Origin of the sequence: Bacillus haynesii, from assembly GCF_001969855.1 — a bacterium.
Classification (GTDB): Bacteria; Bacillota; Bacilli; order Bacillales; family Bacillaceae; genus Bacillus; species Bacillus haynesii.
Map to the genome: position 1 here is coordinate 89,160 of NZ_MRBL01000017.1, position 16,241 is coordinate 105,400.

The following is a 16,241-nucleotide window of genomic DNA, read 5'->3' on the forward strand; positions in this document are numbered from 1 at the left end:
ATACAATGGAAGAAAAAAAGAGGTACTCAAAGTGAAAAAGAAATGGATTGCATTCATTTCCTTCACGATGGTGCTGGGCATCGGCATCACGATTTACTGTCTGTTTTTTGAACATAACAGGCTGAGCGGAGTGACTTCAAATGGGGAATGGGAGGTCTCGTATTCTAAAGAAAGGAAAGATCAATACTGGAATGGCTATGTTTCGAAGAAAACGAGTGAAGATGCGGAGTTAAAGAGAGTCGTATTTTTTGTGAATAGAAAAGAGATGGTTCATTACGAACAGGATGAACAAGAGGAAAGCGCTGCCCATTCTGATACAGTCAATATTGTCTGGTTGGGTGATGCCCCAGAAAAAAATGAGCAATTTGAAGCTGTCGTGGAATGGAATCAGAATGGTGAACATCATAAGGAGAGGATTAAACTGACAGCAACGAAAGGGTCGTAAAAATTGAACCATTGTAACTTTCGGTGTAATATTACACTAAAAAACAACATCGGAGGTCCTCCATGGATAAAGAATACATAACCGAACTCATCTCATCTAAATTAAAATTAATCCGTGCGGAAAGCGGCTATACACAGGAGAAAATGGCGAACGTGCTCGGGATGTCGAAGAAAACGCTCGTCCAAATTGAAAAGGGCAGGTCGGTTGCGGGCTGGGCGAATGTTGTCGCGGTATGCGCGCTTTTTCGGAACAGTGAAGTGCTGCAGGCCGTGCTCGGGGATGAGCCCCTCGAGGTGGTAGAGACTGTCGCTCACCGAAGCATCGACAGACCAAAAGGGAAGACGCTTGGCGGAAAGGTGTGGTGGCGGGACATTGAGAAAAAAGGAGAGTTTCGCCTTCAGCAAAACTTGATTTCTCACCATTACCGCATTTTGGATTCGTATGACGACCTTTGGTTCAGCACGTTTGAAAAACAGGATGCTGTTGCGCGTTTGGACGAGCTGTTAAGTGAACAGGACGGGGTGGAATGATGAAAAAGATAACGGCGTCATCAAAATCATCTGAATTGGCTGGTCTGGATTCCTGCAAGACAAGACACAGGGAAAAACACTGCGTGTCTCGTCTGCGGAATCGAACGTAAGAACAGTTTTTCTGCCTCTTCTCACTCCAGTACATCATCAAGCAGTTTCCACATCAACTCCCGCCGATTTCCCGACGCGGTCTTTAAAAAAACCGATTTCAAGTGGTCTTGAACGGTGTAAGCCGAAATATGCAATTCGTCTCCGATGGCTTTTGTTGATAGTCCGCGGATGACCCGGTAAGCGATGTCTTTTTCCCGGTCGGACAGGCTGTAGGCTTCCGCTACCAGCGGAATGGTTTCTGCGGGTGAAGCAGGCTCGAATGAAACGGCGATCTGGCCTGACGGGCCAAAGCCGTCTAAACGGCTCGCTCTAATGGATAGACAGGAATGGCCTGGAATCGAGATGACCGTTTTTGCTGAAGCAGCAGTTTCAGACGCTGCGCGCGTGCAGACGGCCCGGACGGGTCTCGGCACGGCTTCGCTGCCGATTCTTTCCCAGCCGCGCAAGATGTTCAGCCAATGGAGGGCCGCTCGGTTGCTTGACAAGGGCTGCAGGTCTTCCGACAAAATCAGAATGCCTCCGACATGTTTCATGTGAAACACGTCTTTTTTTGGCAGATGGTGTCTGAAATGCTGAAGGTGCCGGCCGATAAGCGGTGCGAGAGAAGCGAGCAAGCTCTGATCCTTTTCTGTAAAAAACGGCTGTCCACTTTTCCTCAACAGTGTGAGGTATCCCCAGCATTCCCCCTTGCTGAGCAGAACGACGCGCAATTCATCTCCAAAGCCTGCCGGCTCCAGAATATCGCGGTAGCGTTTGCTTTGCCGGAGGTCTCCTTTGACCGTTTCGCTTAATATAGCCGCTGTCTGCCGTGTCTGAATTAAGGCTTCGAATCGATTCACATCCTCATCCATGTACTCAAGTTCGAATAATTGCGGATGGATCGCTTCAATTTGATCGTCTGTGACGGCTCCGATGGACAGTAGGGTCTTGGGGTCTACCGCTGTACAGCATGATGCATCAAACGGAATCGCCTGTTTTAATGCAGACAGCATGGCTTCGATATATTGGGGTGAAGAACGGGATGTGCGCTGCAGTTCGTGTAATATGTCTTTTAACGGCCGGTTCATGTCGATCCTCCTCTTTAAAAATCCCAGGTTTAAGGGATGGTGCTTTGATGAAACTCCTTTATAATTGAGAACAATTCTTAATTAATTTTACTAAAAGGAGAACGGCTTGTCATGAACATGGACTGGAATCATCCTGATGTCTATCAATACGAAAAAAAGATCCCTTTAAAAATCCCATGCTATAACATGATGTACGAGATGATGGATCGCTTGCTGACGGTCGGGCTTGATAAAGAAACAGCCAATGTGATGGTCGTCGGGGCCGGAGGCGGGCAGGAGCTCGTGACGCTTGCAAAAGGGCACCCGAATTGGTCATTTACAGGAGTCGACCCGTCTGCCAACATGCTTCGTTTGGCGAGAAAAAGGCTGGAGCTCGCCGGAATTCAGCTTCAAGCCGATCTGGTTGAAGGAGAAGTACAGCAGCTTGAGAGCGGATTTCAATATGATGCTGCGACATGCATGCTTGTGCTTCACTTTGTCCGTCATAAGCTTGAATTTTTGCAGCAGACCGCCTCAAGATTGGCGGATGGCGCTCCGTTTTTCGTCGCGGCCATTCAAGGCGATATGACCTCAGAGACATTCAAGTGGCAGATGTGTGCCTGGAAGGAGCATATGCTGGCAGGCGGGATTTCTGAACAGGAATGGGAGAGCTTTTCCGCTTCAATCGGCAGCCGCTCTCATCCGGTGCCGGCTTCAGAGGTGGAGGATCTGCTCGGCAAAGCAGGCTTTACAAACGTAACGAGATTTTTCAGCGCTTATGTAATCGACGGCTGGTTTGCTGTGAAAGGAGGCGGCAAACAATGAAGAAACATATTGTCGTGATCGGCGGGTACGGTCATGTCGGCGCCCAAATCTGCCGGAGGCTCGGGGAAAAATATCCGGGCCGTGTGTATGCTGCCGGAAGAAATCTGGATCGCGCCGAACGTTTTAGTCAGAAAACGGGCGGCCAAGTGAAGCCGATGCGTTTCAACAGAGATGTACCGGCTGACTGGGATTGGCTCAAAACGACAAAGCTCGTGATCGTGTGCATCGATCAGGAAAACACTGAATTGGCAGAGGCTTGCCTGGCGAACGGCACGGATTATATCGACATTACGGCGAACGGTTCATTTTTGGCTCAGCTTGAACAGCTGAATGACGAAGCGTGTCGCGGCACGGGATTATTAAGCGTCGGTCTGGCTCCGGGGCTTACCAATTTACTTGCACAAAAAGCCGCTCAGGCACTCGATGAAACGAGCCGGATTGATATTGCGATCATGCTCGGTTTAGGAGACAGCCACGGAAAAGCGGCGATCGAGTGGACAGTTGACCATCTGAATACGGTGTATGATGTGAAAGAAAATGGACGCTTGATGGAAGTCGGCAGTTTTACAGACGGCCGGCGGACAAACTTCGGCGGACGATTGGGGAGCCGGACAGCCTACCGGTTTCCTTTTTCTGACCAGGTTACATTGCCAGGCACATTAGCCGTCCCTTCTGTATCTACCCGGCTTTGCTTTGATTCAAGGCCTGCCACAGCACTGATTGCTGCCATGCAAAAAATCGGCGCAGTCAAGCTCTTAAACAATAAGGGAATTCGAGATCTGGCGGTCCGTATGCTCGGGACGTTCAACATCGGGTCGCCGCAATACGCGGTAAAGGTGGATGCTGAAGGATTGAAAAACGGCCGGAGCGCCGGGACGGGCATCGCGCTGTTCGGCGAAAATGAATCATTCATTACCGCACAGACAGCCGCTGCAGCCGCTTCCGCTTTGTATACCGGAAGCTTTCCGCACGGAATATTTCATTTGGAACAGCTGTTTGAGCTTGAATGGGAAGGAAGAGAGTCTTGCTTAAAGCAGAAAGAAACCGGTGAGCGGTTTGTGATATCATTTGACATCTTGTTAGAAAGTGAGATGATAAATATTAGAAAATAATAGAAGGAGTGGGGAAATATGCAGCCTGAAGATATTGTCAGAAGCGGGCCGAACCAATACGTTTGCAGAGAGGGGATCGCGAAAGAACTGCCGTCATTTACGAATGCATTCGAACGTCCCGTCATCATTACGGGGAACAAATCGTTTAAAGCTTTTACACGTTATACGACACCTCCAGCCGGTTGGAAAGTTGTTCAGCATACGGGTTGCAGTTCCCTAAGTAAGATTAAAAAAGCAGCAGAGGAAGCAGAATCGGCAGACATTATCATCGGGATAGGCGGGGGAACCGTCTTAGATACGGCGAAGGCAGCCGCCGATTTGTTGAACATTGAAGTCATGACGATTCCGACGATCCCGGGAACATGCGCGGCAAGCACGCCGTTAAGTGTCATCTATGATGATGAAGGCAACTTTTCGGGCGTCCAATATCATAAGCGCTCCAGCTATTTGACCCTGGTCGATCCGCTGCTGCTTCTCTCTTCACCGGTCGCTTATGTGAAAAGCGGAATCGGCGATACGCTTGCGAAATGGTATGAGGCCGAAGCGATCATCAGAAATACGGCCGATTCGCTTTCCATCATGGTTCAGACAGGGCTGAGGCAGTCTGTCTATATTCGGGATATTTTGTTGACAGAAAGCCTGAAAGCCATAGAAAGCCTTGAAAAAGGCGAATCTTCCTCGTCTTTTACAAATGTCCTCGAAGCGGTCATTGCGCTGGCCGGCACAGTAGGCGGATATGCGGGCCGCTACGGCAGAATGGCCGGGGCCCATGCAATCCACAACGGCTTAACGTTCATCCCCGAAACCCATCGTGTGCTGCACGGCCAAAAGGTAGCCTATGGGATACTTGTGCAGCTTGCTTTAGAAGGGCGGACAGATGAAATCGCCGAACTGATTCCCTTTTATGAAGGGCTCGGTTTTCCGAGAAGACTTAGCGATTTAGGCATTTTAGAAAACGTTGAAGAGGCAAAACGGACCATCGCCGCTCATGCCGCGCGTCCGGATGAATCTTTATGTTTGATGGGATCTTTTCATGAAGCCGATGTGATTGCGGCGATTGAGTCGCTCGAATAAACCTGGGTTTATACGCCTTTGAACTATTCAAAGGCGTATTTTGTTTTTTGTGGCTTTTTAAACAGGGTCTTTATCACTATATTTTTGTAAAAAAATTTCATCTCTCGCCGATATAAATAAAAACTACTTTGTTTGAAAGAAGGGGGAGCAATGTGAAAAGCCCGAGATGGAACAATATCACAATCGGCGGCAAATACGGCATGATTTTCTTTGTGATGTTAACAGCGTTTTTAACATCCGTTTTGATTACATATAGTCTGTTAAATGATACGAGCCAGACGGTTCAGGATACGAAATCGAAAAATGAAACGGCCGTTCAGTCGGCAAAGCTGATGTCCCTATATCAAAATAAATATTTGCACATTCCGGAGTACATCATAAACGCCCAGGATGAAAAATTGACCGATTATATGAAGTACAGCCAAGAATTTGCCGATACGGCCAAAAAGCTGAAAAAAGAGCTGCGTTCGGATGAGCAGCTTGACATGTTCGATCAAATCATTGAAAACAATCATTCACTTGATGAGTACTTTTTCAGCGAAATTGTCCCAAATGTGCAGCAAATCAACACTGAGAAATTTTTAACCCTTCAGAAAAAAGCGAACAAGCTCAAAGAGGAGACGATGACGTTAGGTGAAAACTTGAAAGAAAACGCTATCAAATCCAATGTTGAGTCGATCGGACAAGCCCAATCCAATATGACGAAAACCATTTATATTTTAGGCGTCTCAATCTTGATTTCGGCGGTTGTGTCAGCAGGACTTCTGATCATTGTCAGCCGGCAGATCAAGAAAAATTTGAAGCGAGTTGTGGCAGCAAGCGAAGAAATTGCAAAGGGCCATTTAAATTTTGAACCTCTTGATTACAAAGGAAAAGATGAAATCGGACAGCTTTCGCAAGCTGTGAATCATATGGGCGGAAGCCTGCGTGAGATGATTGTCGAAGTATCCGGGATCGCAGCCGAAGTCGACAAGCAATGCCTCACATTTACAAGCGTCTCGGCTGATGTCAAAGAAGGAAGCGAACAGGTCGCTGTCACTGTTGAAGAATTGGCAAACGGAGCCACGAATCAGGCAAATGAAGCTGCCAATATTTCTGAGCAGACACAGGAGCTCACCGGGCAAATTCAGCATGCCCATGAAAGCGGCGAAACGCTGGCCCGGTTTTCAAAAGAAGTGCTTCACGTGTCTGTCGACGGTGACAAACAGATGGCTCAGTCATTGCAGCAAATGAATGTCATCAATCATGTAATGGAGGCATCCGTAGAAAAAGTCAGTGTGCTTGAGGAACAGACACAGTCAATCCACAAGCTTGTCGAAATGATAACGGGTATGGCCGAACAAACGAATTTGCTCGCCTTAAACGCGTCCATAGAAGCGGCAAGGGCCGGCGATGCCGGAAAAGGGTTTGCCGTTGTAGCCGGCGAGGTGAAAAGACTGGCCGAAGAAGTGAAAAGCTCTGTCGGCAGCATCACCGAAATCGTCACGGCGATTCAAACCGAAACATCTTCCATGGCCGGCGATTTAAAAACCGGTTTTTCTGAAGTTCATAAAGGCAAAACCCAGATTGAGACTTCAGGCCGGTATTTTTCAGAGATTAAAAATAAAGTGACGGATATGGCAGATCGTGTGTCGGACATTTCGGAGGCATTATCGCATTTCAGACGTTCCAGTGAGGAGATTAACGGCTCGGTCGAGCATATCGCGGCGATTTCCGAAGAAAGCGCGGCCGGTTCTGAAGAAATTTCAGCGTCCGTGCATGAGCAAAGCGGTTCAATTGAAAAGATGGATGAAAGCGCAAGACTTCTGGGAGAGATGGTTGAACGGATGAATGTGATGATCAAGCGGTTTAAACTCTGATGTCTAAACAGAATGGGGGGGTTTTAATGTTGTCGATATATGTGAAAAGAGGGCTGTTGGCACTTGCGCTGTTCAGTCTCCTCGCAGCTGTTGCCGGGTGCTCATTCAATTCTGCCGAAAAAAGCGCCGATCGGGAGAAAAAGGTAAAGCTGATTGCCGACTCCGACAAATTGTACGTCGGTTTTGCTATCGATACGCTGAAGGAAGAGCGCTGGTACAAAGATAAAGAGGCGTTCGAGAAAGAAGTCAAAAACCTCGGCGGGGAAGTCAAGACGCTTGCCGCTAACGGAAATAAAGAAGTTCAGATTCAGCAGGCCGAGCTCTTGATCAGTGAAGGCGTCGACGTGCTTGTCGTTGTACCGGCAGATGCGGATGCCGCGGCGGAAATCGTGAAAAAGGCGCACAGCGCCGGTGTAAAAGTGATTTCGTATGACCGGCTGATCCGAAACGCGGATGTTGATTATTACGTTTCATTTGATAACGAAAAGGTCGGGGAATTGCAGGCGGAAGCGATCGTAAAAAAAGCGAAGCAAGGGAACTTCGTATATATCGGCGGGTCGTCTCTTGACAACAATGCGGTCTTATTCCGGAACGGCGCAATGAAAGTGCTCGAACCGTTGAAACAGCAGGGGAAAGTCAAGGTCGTGCTTGACGAATATACGAAAGACTGGCTTCCTGAAGAAGCGAAAAAGAACATGAAAAAAGCATTGAACAAGACGAAAGATATCGACGCCGTCATCGCCGCTAATGACGGTACGGCGGGCGGGGTGATCGAGGCGCTGCAAGAGGCGGGCCTGGCTGGAAAAATTCCGGTGTCCGGACAGGACGCGGAACTTCAAGGCGTCCAACGAATTGTGAACGGTACGCAGACGATGACCGTTTATAAACCGATTCACACGCTCGCCAAAAAAGGCGCTGAAATGGCTGTTCAAGCGGCAAAAGGCGAAGCGATTCAAACCGATACAACCGTAGAAAACGGCAAAGCCAAAGTACCGGCAATTTTACTTGAGCCGTATGCTGTTACAAAAGGCAATATCAATGAGACTGTGATCAAAGACGGCCATCTGTCCAAAAAAGATATTGATAAATAAAACGAAGTCAGCCATCCGCTAGAGGATGGCTGGCTTTGTTTAAATTTCCACTTTCACATCGGCGCTTTTCTTCAGTTTTTCGACCTGCTGTCCGAGTTTTTCCTGTCTTTTTTGCTGTTTGAGCATGTCTTGGATTTGCTTCTTAACATCGTCAAACGCAGGTGTGTTTTTCTGTCCGCTGTCTTTTTGCTGCGTGGCAAATTGATCATAGTAGTCTTTGATTTCTTTGTCTGTGACCTGATCTGTCGGCAGTTCTTTGTCAATATATTTTTCCGTTTTGATGCTGTCGGCAATGTCGCTTTTCAGCGTGTTCATGTTTAAACCTGCTTTTTTGACCGCTTCCTCAAAATCTTGATCGTTTTTATACTGCTTTTTGCTTTCGTCCAGCTGTTTTTCAATTTCTTTCTCAGATGCTTTGTAGCCTTTTTTGTCCGCTTCCTGGGTAATTAAAGCCTGTCCGATCAGGCTGTCGATCGCCTGCTTTTTGATTTGCTGTGCCGCATCTTTTGAAGTCGGATCCTGTCCTGTCTGCTGGTACTGCATTTGGGCGGTCGATAATACGCTGTTATAGTCCTTGCCTGTGATCTTTTCATCGTTTACGACAGCCACGGTTTTTGTTTCATCCACTTTTTGCTGATCAAGCTTTTTCTGCATGGCTTTCATTTGCTTTTCTTGATCCTGCTGCCCGCTTTGGGCTGTTTTCGCTTGATCGTTTGTCTGGGATTGCTGATCATCATGATTTGAAGAGCAGGCGCCCAACACGACAGCCAATAATCCGATCATGAGAGATGATATGCCTTTTTTCATAATATATCTCCTTTCTTCAAACAGAAGTGAATCTTAAAATGACCTTTAGTGGGCATTCTAAACGATCGTCTCTGAAAAAGAAACCATTTGGAATCAATTTTCCAAAATGTAATCGAATTGAAAGGAGATCGTAATGTGATCGCCGATTTCCGGTTTACTTGATATGCTTCGGATCAAAGCCGTAGACTGCGAAGTCCTTTGCAAAAATGTCCTGCACCAATTCCTTTGTTTCGTCATTGTAAAAGCTCTCAAAAGTCGGTAACACCCAGTCGAAGGATGACATGGTCAAAACGGTGTCCGCGAACTTTCCTTTTTTAAGCATAGTATCGGAGAGATGGTGCGGTGATTTTGACAGTTGTGATACCGGAGATTTTAATAATTTGTATTTGTTTTCCATCTCTCTGATTTGCGCGTTGAATTGCTCGAGGTAAATATAATTGGTGACAAACTCTTCTTCCCCCTCGATATACTGCGGACCAAGGTGACGGTCAATGGCATTGATATCCGGCCCGAGATCTTTTAAATGATGCAAGAATTGCGTGAAAGACAGCCCTGTGTTCATATCACTGTTGAACAGACAGATGAAATTCGGGGAGCAAATCGCCGCCAGAAAGGAACTGACTGCTCTCCGGAAAGGGTTGCGTACAAGCTTGTAAGTGTCCTTTTTCCCCTCTCTTAAATCTGCCAGAAGATCCTTCACATAATTCGGCTGTTGCGTATAGATCGTATTTCTGTAGTGATGAACTTCCCCGGCGCATCTTCGGCCAACATCCTCAAGCAGCCCGTTTTGGAAAAAGAACCAGCGATTCAGCGTCGTGCAGCCGCTTTTCGGAATCCAGAACAGAATGATCGGAAAATCTTTGGCAAAAAGAGGGGTATAAAGGTAGATCAAGTGATTCAGTCTCTCATCTTCAAACATACAGAACACATCCACTTCTTTCTTGTTTTTGGGCCCGCCTCAGACAGCGGTTGCCTTTATACACAAAGTATGTCGCCTGTAATGATTTGATAGGGCGATAATATGAAAATATTTTAAAATGATAAGACTGGCAGATGAATCCTCATTAAACCATATATAGAAAAATAAGTTATCCTTTAAAACCATCTTATGATACTAGAGCAGGCCTGTACAGATCATATTGATGGAATTTTCTGTTTCACTGCATGCTCGCCTGAGGTAACATGAAATTGAGAAACGCTTGGGAGTATTCTGAAAGATCAGATGCTCAAGAAAATGGAATAAAGGGAGGATCACCCATGCAGATTCGCATGACTGAATATCAGGTTCCCGACCCAGAATCGGGTCCGTACGGGATCGCCGTATGTGCAAACGGGCGCATTTGGTTTACTGAACAAAAGGGGAACCGGATCGGTATGCTCACAGAGTCCGGGGATATCACCGAATATACGATTCCGACGGAGAGCGCAGGTCCCTCGATTATTACTTCCGGGATTGGCGGTGAGCTATGGTTTACAGAGTATAAAGCGGGGAAAATCGGCAAAATTACGTCTCAAGGGAAAATAACCGAGTATGCTCTTCCCACGGGTACTGCCCCGTTTGGGATCGCTGAAGGCTGTGACAATGCCATGTGGTATACGGATATGGCCGGACATCAAATCGGCAGGCTGTCATCTTCAGGCGAAATAACAGAATATAAACTGCCCAAACCCGGAGCCTTCCCGTCATTTATTACAAGGGGAGCAGACGGTGCCCTCTGGTTTACACAAAATCAAAGCGACTCCATCGGGCGAATAACGGCAGATGGAGACATCAGCGAGTATCCGCTCCCTCGAGTACAATCAGGCCCGGTCGGGATCACTGCCGGCCCGGACGGAGCTTTGTGGTTTACAGAAATAAACGGAAATCAAATTGGGAGAATTACGGTCTCAGGAGAGATCAGCGAATACCCGCTTCCGACAGCCAATGCACGTCCGCACGCGATTGCCGCCGGCGATGACGGAGCCCTGTGGTTTACGGAATGGGGTGCGGGTCAAATCGGCCGCATTACAGTCGACGGGGATATTACGGAATATCCAATCCCGACAGCAGATTCTGAACCGCACGGGATAGCGGCCGGACCAGCCCATTCGATCTGGTTTGCAGAAGAGTGCGGCCGTATTGGAAAAATCTCTATCTGAAATTAAAAAACGTCCAGCAGCCTGGACGTTTTCTTTATATGTTATTCCGTTCTTGTTTCCATTCTGCGGTTGGGCGAGCCAAGGCCTTTATTCATCAAGTAAAAATGGAAAATGTATTCACCGATCGCCATAGCGACTGCTGCAAAAAACGCGGCCAATGCAGCGGTGTTTGCAGCCGTTCCCATCGCAAGAGCCATCAGCCAAACGAGAAGAAAAGCGACGCCTAAATCGGCTAAAGTGGCCGTGATGTTATTGGTCTTCGGCAGAATAAACAAATCACCCAGCAAATAGGATACTGCACCAAGAACAATCGTGATGAAAAGGGTGTTTTCAAAACTGAAACTAAACCCGAGCCCGAGAACAAGGTACAGAATCACAATCGTCATGATGCCTTTGATGGCAAGGGCTTTCACATGTTCCATAACCAATCGCTCCTTTATACGAGATTTTAGTTTTTCTTTTCCTCGTATTCAGAAAACGAAACATGCAAACTTGCATTTTTAATCGGCTCAGACGGATTCTTGCTATTTTTTCGGTTTCTTGCATAGTAGATGATATAGCATATCGCCATAAATGGCACGCCGCAAAAAAGGGCGATCCTTTGGTTCGGATCAAAGGCAATGCCGATGCAGGATGCCAGACATAATAGAAAAGCGGCAATCGGTACAGCCGGATAAAACGGTGTCCGGTATTTTAAGTCGTCTGCGGTGTTTCCTTCAGCCAAAAAGCGTCTGCGGAACATAAACTGTGAGGCTGCAATGCTCATCCAGACGGCAACAACGGCAAAGCCTGAAATCGACACAAGAACGATATAGACGAAATCAGGCGCAAAAACGCCGGAGAGCAGCGACAGAATGCCGCCGATCATACTGAAAATCAACGCGTTTAACGGGATTCCCCGTGAAGTCAACTTTTGAAAAACGGGGTGCAAAGTTTTTTCTTTTGACAGTGACCAGAGCATTCGGGAGCATGCATACAAGCCTGAGTTGGCCGCGGAAAGCAGAGCCGTCAGAATCACAAAATTCATGATGTCGGCCGCATATGGAACACCGATGCGGTCAAAGACGACGACGAACGGACTTTTGATCACACCGGCTTCTTTGACCGGAATGAGGCATGAAAGCACGAAAATTGTTCCAATGAAGAAAAGCACCAGTCTCCAGAGTGTTGTCTTGATCGCTTTTGGAATGTTCTTTTCCGGTTCGGCACTTTCTCCGGCGGCAATCCCGATCAGCTCCGTACCCGAAAACGCAAAATTCACGGAGAGCATCGCCATAAAAATTGGAAGGAAGCCGTTCGGAAAGAGTCCGCCTTCTCCTGCAAAATTTGAAAGAAGCGGTGCAGAGTCTGCATTTTGTATCGGGATGATGCCGAATATCGCCGCTCCTCCTAAAATAATAAACAATATAATGGCAAGCACTTTAATGCTCGAAAACCAAAATTCGGATTCGGCGAAAAATCTCACTGAGACAGCATTGAACACGAAAATTAGTGCAGCGAAAACCGCGCTCCACAGCCAGACCGAAGTATCGGGGAACCAGCGCTGCATTAATAACCCGGCAGCGGTAAATTCCGAACCGAGCGCGACAGCCCAGGTCAGCCAGTAAAGCCAGGCGACGGTGAACCCGGTTCCCGGCCCGATGAATTTGGCGGCGTACATATGAAACGATCCGGTGACAGGCATGGCGACCGATAATTCGCCGAGGCAGAGCATGACAAGGTAGACGATCAGAGCCCCGACTAAGTAGGCTAAAATCGTTCCGGCAGGACCCGCCTGTGAGATCGTATAACCTGAACTTAAGAAAAGGCCCGTGCCGATAACGCCTCCTAAGGAGAGCATGATAAGGTGTCTTGTTTGCATTTTTCTTTGAAAGTTCTGACGATTGTTGTTTGACTGTTCCATCATACCTCCAGCTTTCTCGCCCAGTCGGCGACGGCTTTTATGTCTTCAGGCGTTGTTCTGCAGCAGCCGCCGATCAGCTGTGCTCCCTGGTTATACCAGTTGCGGGCACTTTCTCCGAAAGAAGCTTGGCATGCCGCGCCATGCCATGTTTTCGTCTCCGGATCATACTGTTCACCGGAATTTGGATAGACGATAATCGGTTTAGCTGTATGCTTTTTAATGTCACTGATGAGCGAAGAGACATGCTCCAGCCGCGTACAGTTTACGCCTACTGCCGCAACCTGGTCATGCTGGTCGAGCCATTTCGCGCATTCACCGGCTTTCGTACCGTCGCTGATATGGCGTCCGTCTTTAGCGCTGAAACTGATCCACGCATGTGTGTCCGGGAATTCTTTTAATAAATGAATGATTGCTTTTGCTTCTGAAAGGCACGGTATTGTCTCACAGGCCAAAATATCGGCGCCTGCATTGATTAAAGCGCCCATTCGCTGCCTGTGAAAATCGGCCAATTCATCTTCTGTGACGCCATAGTCTCCCCGATATTCGGAACCATCCGCTAAAAAAGCGCCGTAAGGGCCTATTGAAGCGGCTACAAACGGTTTAGGCCGGCTTTCGCGGTTTTCCGGAGCCGCCCAAAACTCATCGCGTGCTTCTGCAGCAAGACGGACAGACTCCCGGATGAGGTGGAGCGCTTCTTGTTCACTGAGGCCGCGTTTTGTGAAACCCTCAACCGTCGACTGATAGCTGGCTGTAATCGCGCAATCGGCGCCCGCACGGAAATAATCCAGATGAACTTGTTTGATAAGCTCGGGGTTTTCGATGAGCACTTTCGCAGACCACAGGCTGTCGTTCAGATCACAGCCGTACCGTTCAAGCTCGGTGGCCATCGCGCCGTCAAGTATTACCATAGGAAATTGTTGTAAAGAAGATCGAATTGGATTTGTCATCTAATTGTTGAGGCTCTGTCGTTCGAGGCCCCGGCTCCTTTTTTTAGAGTTTTTAAAAATATATGAAAAATAGTTTAAAAGAATCGGGCAGCTTTTGTCAATCTATCAAAAATCATTTTTGTCGTTTTCTATTTAGGGTAAAACCGTCCGCCGCCGCATATTTTTTTAAAAAAACAGATAAGGGGTAGCGGATCGATGAAAAAACTGATTATCAATGCTGATGATTTTGGATATTCAAGAGGCGTGAACTACGGAATTATTGATGCCTATAAGCTCGGGATTTTAACATCAGCGACGTTCATGGCGAACATGCCGGGCGCAGGTCATGCGGCCCGGCTGGCTCGCGAATCGCCCGGACTCGGGATCGGCGTACATTTGGTGCTGACCTGCGGAAGGCCGCTTTTGTCTGATCACCGGACGATCGTCGATGCAAAGGGGAATTTTCGCAATCTCGCTTTTTATCAAGGTGCTTTTACGATAGATGCTGATGAAGTATACCGCGAGTGGAAAGCGCAGATTGAAACAAGCGTCAACATGGGTTTGGAACCCGATCATTTGGACAGCCACCATCACATCAACGCTTATCCGGGAATCTCTAACGTATTTTTGACGCTCGCCAAAGAGTATCGCCTGCCTGTCAGACGTAATATGGAGAGCGCCATAATAACGGAAAAAGGAGTGAAAACGACAGACTCTTTTTCACCTGTCCTCGAAGCGGCTTTAAAGGATGAAGAAGCCGTCTCTGAACTGTTTGAAGAACATGATACCGTGGAGGTCATGACCCACCCGGCATACCTCGATAAGGAGCTTTTGACGAACTCTTCATATACCTATCCGAGAGTCGATGAACTTGAATGTTTAACCGATCCGGACGTTGTCATCCGCTTGAACAAACTTACGGATGTCCAGCTCGTATCATTTAGGAATTTGACATAAGGAGAATGCCGGAATGAAACATACTCTTCAGCTGCTGGGAAAGTCTTTGCTGATTCCGATTACCGTTCTTCCGATCGCCGGCCTGCTGCTGCGGCTTTCTGCGGAAGATATGCTGGATATACCGCTTTTTCAAGCGTCTGGCGTGATTTTGAACAATATGGATGTCCTGATCGCGATCGGCATCGCCATGGGTTTTGCCCGTTCAAAAGATAAAGGGATTCCTGCGCTGACAGGATATTTGGCGATAACCGTATTAAAAGAGGGACTCGGCATCTTGAATCCGGACCTTGATATGAGCGTCTTCGGCGGGGTGCTCGCCGGCTTGATGGCGGCTTTCATTTATAATCAATTCCAACATACAAAACTGCCAAGCATGTTTTCATTTTTTGGCGGAGAGAAGTTTCCAATTACAATGATCGTATTGGTGACGATTCCGGTGGCAGGTTTTTTTTCGGTCGTCTGGCCTTATGCAGAGGCGGCGATCGACGCTTTTAGCCAGTCGCTTGTGGGTCTTGGCGCTTTCGGTGTTTTTGTGTTCGGATTTCTGAATCGGTTTTTGCTGCCGTTCGGACTTCACCATGTCATGAATACGTATATATATTTTGGGCTTGGGCGCTATGACACGGCATCCGGAGAAGCGGTGACAGGGGAAATTACACGGTTTTTGAATGGAGACCCGACAGCCGGCTACTTTCTCGGCGGATTTTTTATCACGATGATGTTCGGCATTCCGGCGATCGCTTTGGCAATAGCGCATGCAGCCAGAACGAGAAAAAAGGAAACGAAAGCGCTCATGTCTTCCGGAGCAGCCACATCGCTGATCACCGGGATTACGGAACCGGTTGAATTCACGTTTTTATTTACTTCGCCTTTATTGTACTTTCTTCACTCGGTCTATACGGGACTTGCGGGAGCGGTGCTCTGTTTGCTGGGGATTCGTCACGGCTTCTCATGGGGTGCGGGCGCCATCGATTATTTGCTGAATCTTAATTTATCAGACGGCGGATTATTGATTATACCGGTCGGCCTTGCCTTTTTCGCCCTCTATTATGTTACGTTTTACTTTGTGATTACAAAGCGAAACGTTCCGGTGATCGGAAGGGAACAGGAAACGCCTGAAGGAAACCGGCTGCATCAGTCTATGGCTGCAGGTATTCTTAAGCATATCGGCGGCCGTGAGAATGTCGTGACTTGTGAAAACTGTATAACCCGTTTGCGGCTGAAATTAAAAGACACGTCATTGGCGGATGAAGCACAATTAAAGCAATTAGGAGCGCACGGTGTGGTCAAAATTGACCGGCATCATATTCAGATTGTGATCGGAACGGATGCGGGGACTGTAAAAAAAGACTTGCAGAACTTGATCGACGAATCTGCGCCGGATTAAAAACTGAAGCTGCTTTTGAAGAAAATTTG

The 16,241-nt window shown here is 47.6% G+C and carries 16 protein-coding genes; 10 read left to right on the forward strand and 6 right to left on the reverse strand.

Translation table 11 applies throughout. The features are described 5' to 3' along the window. The first annotated feature begins 31 nt into the window (after window positions 1-31). Both BTA31_RS15490 and BTA31_RS15495 read left to right on the forward strand, forming a co-directional pair. Complete coding sequence (locus BTA31_RS15490; protein ID WP_076793070.1) at window positions 32-445, forward strand: hypothetical protein; 414 nt, start codon at window positions 32-34, stop codon at window positions 443-445. A 62-nt stretch (window positions 446-507) separates the two neighbouring features. Further along, a complete protein-coding gene (locus tag BTA31_RS15495; RefSeq protein ID WP_076793071.1) occupies window positions 508-975 on the forward strand; it encodes a helix-turn-helix transcriptional regulator in 468 nt (155 codons plus the stop codon). Window positions 976-1,106: 131 nt separating this feature from the next. On the opposite strand, the gene BTA31_RS23380 is transcribed toward BTA31_RS15495, so the two are convergent. After that, a complete protein-coding gene (locus BTA31_RS23380) occupies window positions 1,107-2,153 on the reverse strand; it encodes a LuxR C-terminal-related transcriptional regulator (RefSeq protein WP_239693219.1) in 1,047 nt (348 codons plus the stop codon). Window positions 2,154-2,264: 111 nt separating this feature from the next. On the opposite strand from BTA31_RS23380, the gene BTA31_RS15505 reads away from it, so the two are divergent. The 5 genes from BTA31_RS15505 to BTA31_RS15525 all read left to right on the forward strand — a co-directional run bounded on the left by BTA31_RS15505 (window position 2,265) and on the right by BTA31_RS15525 (window position 8,093). Further along, window positions 2,265-2,957, forward strand: coding sequence for a class I SAM-dependent methyltransferase (locus BTA31_RS15505; RefSeq protein WP_083698326.1), 693 nt, complete (start codon window positions 2,265-2,267; stop codon window positions 2,955-2,957). After that, window positions 2,954-4,069, forward strand: coding sequence for a saccharopine dehydrogenase family protein (locus BTA31_RS15510; protein ID WP_076793072.1), 1,116 nt, complete (start codon window positions 2,954-2,956; stop codon window positions 4,067-4,069). The genes BTA31_RS15505 and BTA31_RS15510 overlap by 4 nt, the downstream gene beginning before the upstream one ends. A gap of 18 nt (window positions 4,070-4,087) precedes the next feature. Next, complete coding sequence (locus BTA31_RS15515; RefSeq protein WP_043926074.1) at window positions 4,088-5,143, forward strand: iron-containing alcohol dehydrogenase family protein; 1,056 nt, start codon at window positions 4,088-4,090, stop codon at window positions 5,141-5,143. A gap of 152 nt (window positions 5,144-5,295) precedes the next feature. After that, window positions 5,296-7,002, forward strand: a complete 1,707-nt coding sequence (locus BTA31_RS15520; protein WP_076793073.1) for a methyl-accepting chemotaxis protein — start codon at window positions 5,296-5,298, stop codon at window positions 7,000-7,002. A gap of 26 nt (window positions 7,003-7,028) precedes the next feature. Next, window positions 7,029-8,093 carry a sugar ABC transporter substrate-binding protein gene (locus tag BTA31_RS15525; protein WP_076793074.1) on the forward strand — a complete coding sequence of 355 codons (1,065 nt, stop codon included), beginning with the start codon at window positions 7,029-7,031 and terminating at the stop codon, window positions 8,091-8,093. Window positions 8,094-8,132: 39 nt separating this feature from the next. On the opposite strand, the gene BTA31_RS15530 is transcribed toward BTA31_RS15525, so the two are convergent. Together BTA31_RS15530 and BTA31_RS15535 are read right to left on the reverse strand one after the other, a co-directional pair. Further along, window positions 8,133-8,900 carry a SurA N-terminal domain-containing protein gene (locus BTA31_RS15530; RefSeq protein WP_076793075.1) on the reverse strand — a complete coding sequence of 256 codons (768 nt, stop codon included), beginning with the start codon at window positions 8,898-8,900 and terminating at the stop codon, window positions 8,133-8,135. A 154-nt stretch (window positions 8,901-9,054) separates the two neighbouring features. Continuing rightward, the gene (locus BTA31_RS15535; protein ID WP_076793076.1) at window positions 9,055-9,819 is read right to left on the reverse strand and encodes a sulfotransferase family 2 domain-containing protein; all 765 of its coding nucleotides are present in this window, start codon (window positions 9,817-9,819) and stop codon (window positions 9,055-9,057) included. Window positions 9,820-10,157: 338 nt separating this feature from the next. On the opposite strand from BTA31_RS15535, the gene BTA31_RS15540 reads away from it, so the two are divergent. Continuing rightward, window positions 10,158-11,039 (forward strand): Vgb family protein, encoded by an 882-nt coding sequence (locus tag BTA31_RS15540; RefSeq protein ID WP_076793077.1) that lies wholly within the window; start codon window positions 10,158-10,160, stop codon window positions 11,037-11,039. A gap of 41 nt (window positions 11,040-11,080) precedes the next feature. Here the strand turns inward: BTA31_RS15540 and BTA31_RS15545 are convergent, their stop codons facing one another. Genes BTA31_RS15545 through mmuM form a run of 3 tightly spaced genes read right to left on the reverse strand, consistent with a single transcriptional unit; the run spans window position 11,081 to window position 13,889 of the window. Then, window positions 11,081-11,461 (reverse strand): DUF2512 family protein, encoded by a 381-nt coding sequence (locus tag BTA31_RS15545; RefSeq protein ID WP_043926079.1) that lies wholly within the window; start codon window positions 11,459-11,461, stop codon window positions 11,081-11,083. Between the two features lie 26 nt (window positions 11,462-11,487). Beyond that, a complete protein-coding gene (mmuP, locus tag BTA31_RS15550; protein WP_076793078.1) occupies window positions 11,488-12,942 on the reverse strand; it encodes an S-methylmethionine permease in 1,455 nt (484 codons plus the stop codon). Next, window positions 12,942-13,889 (reverse strand): homocysteine S-methyltransferase, encoded by a 948-nt coding sequence (mmuM, locus tag BTA31_RS15555; protein WP_076793079.1) that lies wholly within the window; start codon window positions 13,887-13,889, stop codon window positions 12,942-12,944. The genes mmuP and mmuM overlap by 1 nt, the downstream gene beginning before the upstream one ends. 195 nt (window positions 13,890-14,084) lie before the next feature. Between mmuM and chbG the strand changes: the two genes are divergently transcribed. After that, window positions 14,085-14,825 carry a chitin disaccharide deacetylase gene (gene chbG, locus BTA31_RS15560; RefSeq protein WP_076793080.1) on the forward strand — a complete coding sequence of 247 codons (741 nt, stop codon included), beginning with the start codon at window positions 14,085-14,087 and terminating at the stop codon, window positions 14,823-14,825. Window positions 14,826-14,838: 13 nt separating this feature from the next. Beyond that, window positions 14,839-16,212 carry a PTS transporter subunit EIIC gene (locus BTA31_RS15565; protein WP_076793081.1) on the forward strand — a complete coding sequence of 458 codons (1,374 nt, stop codon included), beginning with the start codon at window positions 14,839-14,841 and terminating at the stop codon, window positions 16,210-16,212. Window positions 16,213-16,241 lie beyond the last annotated feature (29 nt).